This is a genomic window from Streptomyces sp. NPDC058145 (assembly GCF_042884245.1).
Classification (GTDB): domain Bacteria; phylum Actinomycetota; class Actinomycetes; order Streptomycetales; family Streptomycetaceae; genus Streptomyces.
Map to the genome: position 1 here is coordinate 1 of NZ_JBHVUH010000049.1, position 9,067 is coordinate 9,067.

6 protein-coding genes and 1 pseudogene are annotated in these 9,067 nt (G+C 66.3%); 2 read left to right on the forward strand and 5 right to left on the reverse strand.

Features of this window, described 5'->3' with window-relative positions:
- Nucleotides 1–393: 393 nt before the first annotated feature.
- Complete coding sequence (locus ACFVVO_RS39200) at nucleotides 394–627, reverse strand: hypothetical protein (RefSeq protein WP_390061656.1); 234 nt, start codon at nucleotides 625–627, stop codon at nucleotides 394–396.
- Between the two features lie 365 nt (nucleotides 628–992).
- Between ACFVVO_RS39200 and ACFVVO_RS39205 the strand changes: the two genes are divergently transcribed.
- Nucleotides 993–1,421: a tyrosine-type recombinase/integrase gene (locus ACFVVO_RS39205; protein ID WP_390061658.1), complete on the forward strand. Its 429-nt coding sequence runs from the start codon at nucleotides 993–995 to the stop codon at nucleotides 1,419–1,421.
- A gap of 362 nt (nucleotides 1,422–1,783) precedes the next feature.
- On the opposite strand, the gene ACFVVO_RS39210 is transcribed toward ACFVVO_RS39205, so the two are convergent.
- Nucleotides 1,784–2,404 carry a DUF4352 domain-containing protein gene (locus tag ACFVVO_RS39210; RefSeq protein WP_390061660.1) on the reverse strand — a complete coding sequence of 207 codons (621 nt, stop codon included), beginning with the start codon at nucleotides 2,402–2,404 and terminating at the stop codon, nucleotides 1,784–1,786.
- 295 nt (nucleotides 2,405–2,699) lie between these two features.
- On the opposite strand from ACFVVO_RS39210, the gene ACFVVO_RS39215 reads away from it, so the two are divergent.
- On the forward strand, nucleotides 2,700–3,056 hold the full coding sequence (locus tag ACFVVO_RS39215; protein ID WP_390061662.1) for a DUF6233 domain-containing protein: 357 nt from the start codon (nucleotides 2,700–2,702) through the stop codon (nucleotides 3,054–3,056).
- 1,330 nt (nucleotides 3,057–4,386) lie between these two features.
- Here ACFVVO_RS39215 and ACFVVO_RS39220 read toward each other — a convergent pair.
- From ACFVVO_RS39220 to ACFVVO_RS39230, 3 genes and pseudogenes are all read right to left on the reverse strand, one after another.
- A pseudogene (locus ACFVVO_RS39220) lies at nucleotides 4,387–4,578 on the reverse strand (IS5/IS1182 family transposase); the annotation flags it as partial.
- Between the two features lie 8 nt (nucleotides 4,579–4,586).
- Nucleotides 4,587–8,558, reverse strand: coding sequence for a hypothetical protein (locus tag ACFVVO_RS39225; RefSeq protein ID WP_390061663.1), 3,972 nt, complete (start codon nucleotides 8,556–8,558; stop codon nucleotides 4,587–4,589).
- Between the two features lie 344 nt (nucleotides 8,559–8,902).
- On the reverse strand, nucleotides 8,903–9,067 hold a 165-nt coding region (locus ACFVVO_RS39230), incomplete at its 5' end, for a transposase family protein (RefSeq protein WP_390061665.1).

Here is a 9,067-nt window from a genome sequence, read left to right on the forward strand (position 1 = left end):
ACGCAGAAGCGCCACCACAGCCTCAGCAGCAGCACGTCGGCAGGCAGAACAAAGCACCCCAGAGCACCACACTCAAGAGAAAAACGACCTCTTACAGGTCGTTTCGCAGTGAGGTCCCTGCGGGATACGACGCTGTGACGCCCGGCTTCGTCCGTGCGATCCCCCCGTGTCTGCCGGCCAATACGTGACCCGGTCGACCCTCCCCGGCCGTATGCAGCCCGTATCGGCTCCTCCGTGACTGCCGACCGGCTCGGTCCGCCGACGCCTGACGCCCGCGAGGTCGCCCGCACGCGCACACGCCGCGGGGGACGGCGGACATGCTGACGAGCGGCCGCCCCGGGTGCCACCGCCGCGTACGAGCCAGTGGTTCCCCGGCGAGCGGGCCCGCGGAACTCACGGGGCGGAGGACGTGGTCTGCGTCGGCGCCCGTGAGTCGCCGTCCGTCGGCGCCGGGGGTGAGAACGCGAACAGGGCCACCAACGCGGCGACCACCGTCCCCCAGACGCAGATCGCCCCCACGAGATCGCGTGCATGCGGGCCGCCGCCCGTCGCGGCCTGGTCCCTGAGGCGGTACACGGCCGCCGCCGCCGTCGCGACCAGCAGGATCAGGACTGCTGTGCCGTCCATGTGCAGTGTCATTGCCGGGCCTTCCGAGGATCGGGGCCTGCCCGCCGGCGTCCGGTGAGGATTCCGGGCGGGCAGGCGCGACCGATGTGCTGCGTCGTGGCGTCGGATCGTGATGACGTAAGGGGCCGGACAGCCGCCGTGCAGGCATCCTGGCACGCCGTTTTCACGCTCCGGGGGATTCCCAAGTGCCGTCAGTCGCACCCGGGTTCAGGAGTGCCTGACGTATGAGGCCAGAGTAGGGGGTTCTCCCGGAGCCTCGTCATGAGCCGTAGGTGTACAAACCCGCGGGTCGCACTTTGACGTTCTGCACAAGTCGGTCGGCGCGGGTGACCAGTGCGTCAGGTTCCGGTTCGGCGCGGTGCGGCGTGTCCCTGCCAGATGTCCGCCCCGCCCCGGCCACCGCGCCACGCGGTGCTGGGGCTCGGCCCCGCCCAGGTGCCTCACGCCCCGTTCGGCGGCTAACTGTCAGCCGCTACCCCTCCTGGCGCATCTTGCATAGACGATTGGATGGAAACGTACCTGTGAGCACCATCCATGTTGAGACCTCCGCCGCGACCTTCACGCGGGTGGCGGCTGACGCAGGGTTGCGGGTGGTCCGGCTGCACGACGCGCGGCATGGCTGCGCCACGCTGCTGACGGCGGCCAGCGTCGCGCCACGGGTCATCATGGAAATCCTGGGGCACAGCCAGATCAGCATCACGATGGACGTGTACACGCACGTTGTGTACGACACCCAGCGGGAGGCGATCAGCCACATGGACCGGCTGCTCAAGCGCCGTCTGCCCGCCGCCTGAGACACGACTGCCGTCAACCACTACCGTCAAAGGCCCCCCACCTACGGAAATCCGTAGGTGGCGGGCCTTTGACCTGGTGCCCCGGCAGGATTCGAACCTGCGACACCCGCTCTAGGAGTTCGATTTGAGCGGGAGCCAGAGGCGTCAGCAGGTGATTAGGCCGGACGTGCCGGGCCGCGTGAGTGTGCCCGAGTCCGGTGCCGTTGATGTCACCCGTGGATGTCAACCGGAACTAGCGCTGCGCATCTTGCCGACGGTCACACCGTCATGACGGAGCGTGCTCCATCAATTTCAATCCGTAGTCGGGTAAGCGAGGCGACCGAGGGCGTCTTCCCACTGAGCTTTGAAGACGCCGTCCGCTATCAGGACTTCGCCACCGCCCACTCGATGGGGTCGGTGCCGTCCGGTGCGTACACGATGCGCTCAGGGCGCTTGCTGCTCGGTACCGGGTAGGCGACGAGCCCGGCTGCGCAGCGGCCTGCCTTGACAGGCTTATCCATGGGGAATTCTGGCTTCGGCATGTCACCGCCGGAGAGTCCTGTGGCCTCGATGCTTGTGCCGTCTTCGTATGCCAGCGACCACGGCGTAGGGCTCACGTTTATGTTGGGGCCGCTGATGTTGCAGACCTTGATGCTGATCGTGGCCCAGATGTCCCCACCCTGGAAGTCCGCGGGCTTCTGCGGTTGCGGTCCCTTGTAGGGCTGCTGGTATTCGAAGGCCTGCACGGTGAGGTGGACGTCGTTGGCATCGTCGTCGATGTTCTTCTTGGTGCCCATCTCCAGAACGCCGTCGGTGGCCTGCGAGTCATCGGTGCTGGGTTTGGCCGTCGTCGACTTCGTGACCGTGACGGTGGGTGCCGGCTTGGCGTCGCCGCCACTGCATCCGGTGGCGGCGGCGATGATGACCAGGGAGCCGGCGAGTGCGGCTGTGCGGATATGCATGGTCCCCCCAGGGTTTTCTGGTGCTGAAGGTGCATCATGCATGCGGTGGAGGCTACGTGTAGGCACTGTGTCCAGGTTGTGATCCCACGTAGTCCCGGCGGGGAAAACGAATAGCCGCTGGGTATTCGACTGCACCCCTCCACTCGCGGTTACCGCGCCGTTGTGACGGTGACCGGGACGTTCGGGCAGCGGCTGAGTACGTCGGCAAGCGCTGCCTTCTCGATGGTGTCGATACTCAGCCCCCAGCGGATCACCCGTACTCCGACCGGGCGGTAAGTGTGATCACCCTTGGGACCCGGCGACGCTGTGTCGCCCCACTCGGCATACGATCGAACACGTGAACGAATCTCGTCCGCTCACGCGTATCGACATGCTGCGTTTCGCTCGCCGAGTGGTGGAGCAGCAGGCCAACCGGCAGCTCGCCCTGATCGATCGGTGGATCGCAGAAGAGGAGCGTCGTGAGGCTGAGCGACGGCAGGGTGAGGAACGGCGTCCTCCGGAGCCGGAGCGGTTGATCCAGTACGGCCTTAACCGGCGAAACGTCGACGCTGTGCATGCGGGCGGCTGCTGCGCGGCGAGGAAGAGCGGGCGATGCAGACCGGCCACCCGGGGGGAGGTCATCGATGCGCTCCGGCAGCAGGTACCGGCGTGCCCGCACTGCCGGCCGGACACGACCTTGGGGATCTTGGACTGACCGTTAGGGTCCCGTCATGAAGACCTTGGCGCTCGACCCGGGCGATGGAGCAACGTGGGTCAGCTCAGTGGTCGCACTCCTGGCCGTGGCATACAGCATCTGACAGCAGCGGCGCCAGGAAAGGACGCAAGCACAGTCTGACGTGATCGCCCGAGGCCAGCTGGAAGCTGCGGAAAGTAGGGCCCTGGCAGTCGAAGAGGGGCTTCAGCGGCTCCTAGAGCAGCTTCCGATCGCGCTTCAGGCTCAAGCACGAATATCCGACCTCGCTGCCCGCGATGCGAATACCGTCTCCTGGCAACTGGAGCGTCCCAGTAAGAACGAGTTCGTTCTGCGTAACACGGGAACCGACACCGCCGTAGGAGTACGAGTCGACGTCGGTAACCACCCCACTGGGCTAACCCGTCGAGTCCCTCAAGACGGCGTGGTGCGAGCCGGGGAGTCCGTAGAATTCCTGATCATTGGGGCGTGGCAGCACCCCGTTCCCCGGGAACTGCGGGTCTGGTGCGAGGGGCGGAACGAGCCCACCGTCGTGCCAATCCCGCAGTGGGATAACTAGGCGTCCAGGCCAGCACGAGCAGCTCCCGCGAGTCCGGCCACCGCTGCCGCAAACCGTCATGCATTGACTCGGTCGGGCCGTCGATGCGCCACCCATCAGTGAGGGCGGCGCATCGCGGCCGTGCGGTGCTGGGCCTCATCCTTATCAGGTCGATCACGGCACCCCTAGAAGCTAGGGAAGGCTCAGCCTGGCGGCGGTGCGGTGGTCGCTCGGGGCCGCTTTCGTCCGGCTCCGTCCGTCACTGTTGGTGTCAGCCGTTGATGTCAGACATCAGTGGGTCGCTTGACACATCGCCAACGCGGAGGCTCTCACTCCAACAACAGAAAGGTGATCACCAGCACCCAACCCACGACTCCGTCAGCGCAAATCGCTGCTGCACCGCACAGGCGCCCGGTGCCTATGGCCCTTACCTGTTCTGCCTCTCTGCCTTCCTGGTCCGGTGGACGTGCACGGCTCCAGTAATCCAGCTTAGGAACAGCAGGGCAAAAGCCGACTCAAGCATCTGGCCCCAGCGGTCACCATCCGTGATCAACTCGGCGAGGTAAATCCCCGCGAAAACGCTCCCCTGCACGAAGAACGAGACCGAGGTCACACCAAGTGATCCCCGTGTCTTGCCGGTTCTTGCTCCCACCTGGACACTCTGCATGCTGCTCATGATGAGTGTGATCAGGCCGCAGGGCTATATCCCGACAGATGTCGTGACCATGGGACGACGCCAGCACCCGCCCACGCGGTCGGTGTAGCGACTTTGGCCGGGAGTTTCAATGAGCCTTTTCAGCGGTGCCGCTCCAGGGTGAGGACGGCCTTGGTGATTGACGTCATGCGGTTCGGGCTGCACCGGGCGTGGCGGAAGATTCGCCAGCACTTCAGGCGGGCGATGCCTCCTTTGGGCGGCCGGCGCTTGTGGGTGGTGACCCACTCGCCCGTGCCGATGTAAGCCATGTCGGCAAGGATGGGGATGCCCTGGACCCTACTCAAGCCAGCGTGGCCGAGGCGATGTCGGAGTAATCGGCCCAAGCCGCGAATCGTTGGCGGTGGATGGCGCTCATGTTCTGCATGACCTCGCGCCGCAACGCCGTGACCAGCTTCGACTCCAGCTCCGCGTTCACACGACCCATCGCTCGGAGCGTATGTGCCATGGAGACCGCCTGATACGGCAGCAGCGGTGGCAACATGCTGCCCGGATCACGCGCGTACGCGTACAACATGCCCTCGAAGTGCGGAGTTGCCAGGTCCACCGCGCTCGCGCTGTACCAGTCGCGGACGATGGTCGCGCACAGCTTCGGTACGGATTCCTTCGCCCCGGGCTCGGCCCCGCCGAGTCCTCTCGCGATGGCCAACGCGCGACCCGCACTCGCCCCAAGCAGCGAACGCTGGATCGGCGAAGTGAGCACGGCGTCCGTGGAGGAGAGCAGCGCGCCCCAGAACGCCCTTTCGTCCGCTGGACGGGTACCGACCATCCGGATCGCGCCGACCAGCGCGACGTGACGCTCATACCGGGGCAGCCCGGCGAACGCGGCGAGCGCCTCCGACCGGTCGGCGAAGGCTGGACGTGAGGCGAGGACGAGGTACCGCCCGATGACGGCTGGGGCGGTGAGGCCGAACGGTGACAGGGCGGCCCGACATTCCTCGCTGCCGGCGAAACCGCGTAGCTCGAAGATGGCGTCCGAGGTGCGGCAGGCCAAGCCGATGTCCTTGCGCGAGATCGCCCGTTGGTCGGCGGAGGCCGCGACGAGCCCTCCTCCCTGGAGGAATTCCTTCGGGGCAGAGGGCTCGAGCGCGGTCCACCTGCGGACGGACTCAACCACGTGCACGGGCGCGCGCCGCTCCTGCGCTACGGCAAGCTCACGGAGCTCGACGCTCAGCAGCTGACGACGGAAGTCCGACGCCAGCTCTGCCGCATGAAAGGCAAGGACATTGGACAGACACACATACTGATCCAACCCGCGCGCGAGGGTGTTCCGCGCCACGATGTCCAGGTGCTCGCCCAGACACTGGCGCACCGCCGGGAGCGCTCCGCTGAGCGTCCGGGAGTTGCCGGCCGCCGAGAAGATGGCGGCGAAGTCGTTCGCGGTGAGCAGTGGCAGATCCCAAGCGAGCGTGTCGCCTCGCAGGCGGTCGCCGATGACCTCCTCGAGGTGCCCGCTCAGATCGGCCTGCCCGTGGGTGTCCGCCCACGCCAACAGGTGAACCAGAAGCCCGACGTGTCTGTTGGCGAGCGCGTCGCCGAGTTCGGGCCAGGTTTCAGCGCTCGCGAGCCGGTCCCGGAACGCCGTCGCCAGCTCCGGGCGTCTCCGCTGCAGGAAGGCGTGGTAACTGATCACCTCGCCAGGTCCCCGGCGTATGCAGTGGCGCACCACCTCGGGGATCGACGCGCCGACCCGCTCCGACATGACGGCGACGAACTCGGCGTGCCGCTCCGCGATCTCGCTGGCCCGAAAGCAGCTACCCAGCTCGGATGAGCTGGCCCGGCTCATTTTCTCCGCCACGTCGGCGGCCCGGACGTTGAAGAGGATGGCGAGCAGCTTCCTGCTCAACTCGTCGTCGAACCGGCGGGCGGCCATCCCGACGTTCAGCAAGGACCAGACCGGCGCGTCGTAAGACCAGGCTATGAACTCCTGCCGTACCGCTGGCTGCTTGAGCAGCGTGCTGAACAAGGCGGTAGTTCGTGGTAGCAGCTTGAGGAACTGCAAGAAGTGCATGACGTCCGGCGGTGAAGACTGCTGGACCTTGGTGGCGAGGAGCTCCTGCTCCAATGAAAGCTGGTGGTCGATGTCCGAGAGCTGCGCGACACCGAGGGAGACGAGCTGGCGTGTCGTCCGCGACAGGTTGGACAGATTGGACGAATCCGCGAGGATGTCCTTGCGGATGATGCCGTTCTCGACCAGGTGGGCGAGTAGCCGCGCGGCGTCGGTGCGGCGTCCGGCCTGGACGAGTCGCGAGGCGATCCCGCAGGCGACATAAGGATCGGTGACCGCGATCTGCTTCAGCTCCGCGGAGTCGGTCGATACGCCTAGCGCGCGCAGCAGCAGCCGCGCCACAGCCGGATGCCCCAGGGTGTAGTAGCGCTTGCGGGAGTGGATGAGACCTTCCATAACGAGCTTCGACAGGCCGTTGGAGACAAGCGAGCCGGGGTTCAGGCCGAACTCGTACCGTCCGGCCGTGGCCAGGCGGCGCAGGTTCTCTTCCTCTTCGGCGCTGCGGCCGGTGAGATAGCGCGACCGGATGAAGGTGACGGCGTCCTGCTGGGAAAGCGTGGTTGCGCCGGCCGCCAGCCGACCGATGCTTCCGCGCATCGCGAGTGCGAACGTCACCAGGTCGGGGAACGTCTCCTTCCATCTCATGAGAGCGCCGTCCGACGGCAGGGCCAGGGCGGCATGGGCGAAGGCATCTGTCCGACGCCACACGGCAAGCAGCGACCTGTCGCTGACGGTGAGCCTTACGGTCGGCACGCGGTTGTCGTGCTCGTCGCGCCGGGAGAGCAGCAGCATGAAACCGCGACCGCAGGTGGCCAGCCAGTGATTGACGATGGTCCGTTCCAGACGTCCATCGAGGCGTGTGTTGTCAACGATGAGCAGTCTGCCCGGCTCGTCGAGGGTGGTGAGGCGGTCGAGCAGCAGAGCCGTGTCGGTGACGCTGAACGGCGCGTTGAGACTCGCCAGGTCGACGTAGAAGGCCGCCTCGACCCGGGCGGCGTCACGTCCGACCATGGCCGCCATCGTGGTCTTTCCCGTGCCCGACTCCCCTGAGACGCGGGCGATGCGGCGCGTGCTCAGGTAGTCGATGACCTCGTGGAACTCGGGCAGTGGGGCGGTTGTGGCGGCGCCGTACTCGTCACGCTGCAAGGCGATGGTCGCCGGGTCGCCGTCGCCGTAGATATCGGCATCGTCGATCCGGGCGAAGGGTGCGATCGACGGGACTTGGCCATTGCTGTCCGCTTCGGTGGTGGGCAGCAACTGGGCAAGCAAGGCGTACAACACCTCGGCCGAGGCGCGGGCCGCAAACCGCTTGTACCGATCATCCTTGTTGCTGTCGGCGTGATCCATGACGCCCTTGGCGATCAGGCAGTACGGCACCCGATGCTGGTGCGCCACCGTGGCGACGGTAGCGGCCTCCATCTCCACCGCAGCGATCTTTCGCACCCCCATGCGCTGCAACCGGGCCCACAGCCTGGGATCGGCGACCACCGCGCTCCCCGACGCCATCGGGGCCGCCACCGCCTCGAACGGCAGACGCCGTGGCCCATCCACATCGTCGTACAACCACCCCTGCACCAACTCGGCACCTTGGTCGGTCAACTCCAACCCGGTTTGGGCACGGCCGATCAATTCTCCTTGTTCCCATTGCTGCAGCCGCGCCCTCCATGTGCCTTCCGGGAAATACCGACGACGCGCGGGATGGCTCCGCGGATCCTGGCCCCGGTACAACCGTTCCAACAGCCACAGCAACGCGTCCTCATCGTCGGCCGGGCGGTAACTAGGCAGCCCTCTGGGAGTGAAGTCCTGCACCGCGTGAAGCCAACGGTGGTCCAGCCGGAACTGCCGATTGTCACCTTTCAGCCCCGCCGGGGATTGCTTGCCCTCGTCCCATTCGTAGACCGGGTCGGCTACCACGACATCCCCGAGAGCCATGTCGTCAGGGTTACCCGCGCACACCCCGCACATAGCCAGGCATCTGGGCTGTAACAGATGGGTCAACGTGTTCACAATTGGCGCCGTTTCCCGGCTGCCCATGTGCGTCGATCGTGCCAACGCCACCGATAAGCGTCGGCCGTCCTCTCGACAGTACTCACCCCACCAGTACGGGGCCGATCCCCCCGCGCCGCGCTCCTCCCACCGCGCCACCCCAGGGTCGCCAGATACCCCGGCGAGGCCCGCAGCCTTCGCCTCTGCTAACTCCTCCTGCAATGTGGCGATGACCAAAACGTCAACCCGGTCCACCGACACCTAGAGGTCACACCTCTCCAAACAATGCGGCCCGGTACCAGGCCCTCCGAATCAGACGAGGGTGTCCCGAGTCTCGTGGAACTTCGGTGACGACCCATTCGTACTCTATGCCGCGGTGCCGACAGGCTCCAGGGATCTGTCGATTAGTGAGGGTTTTCAGGGTGGCCTCGGATGGGTGACGACCGGACCGTAGGCAACGGACAAGGGCTCCCGTGCCGTAGAGAGGTGTCTAGGGTCTCAACTCGCCAGCTCAGGAGTCCTGGTCCACCTGGTCCCAACTCTGGGTCCCCTTGCGAGGGACTGGGGGCGGACAGAGTCAGCTCCATGTCAAACAATGAGCCTTTTCAGCGTTGCCCCTCCAGGGTGAGGACCGCGGCGGCGATGTCCGTCATGCGGTTCGGGCTGCAGCGGCTCTGGCGGAAGATCCGCCAGGACTTCAGGCGGGCGACGCCTCGTTCGACAGGAGCGCGGGCCTGGGCGAGTGCTCGGTTCAGCGTCCGTTCGGTCGG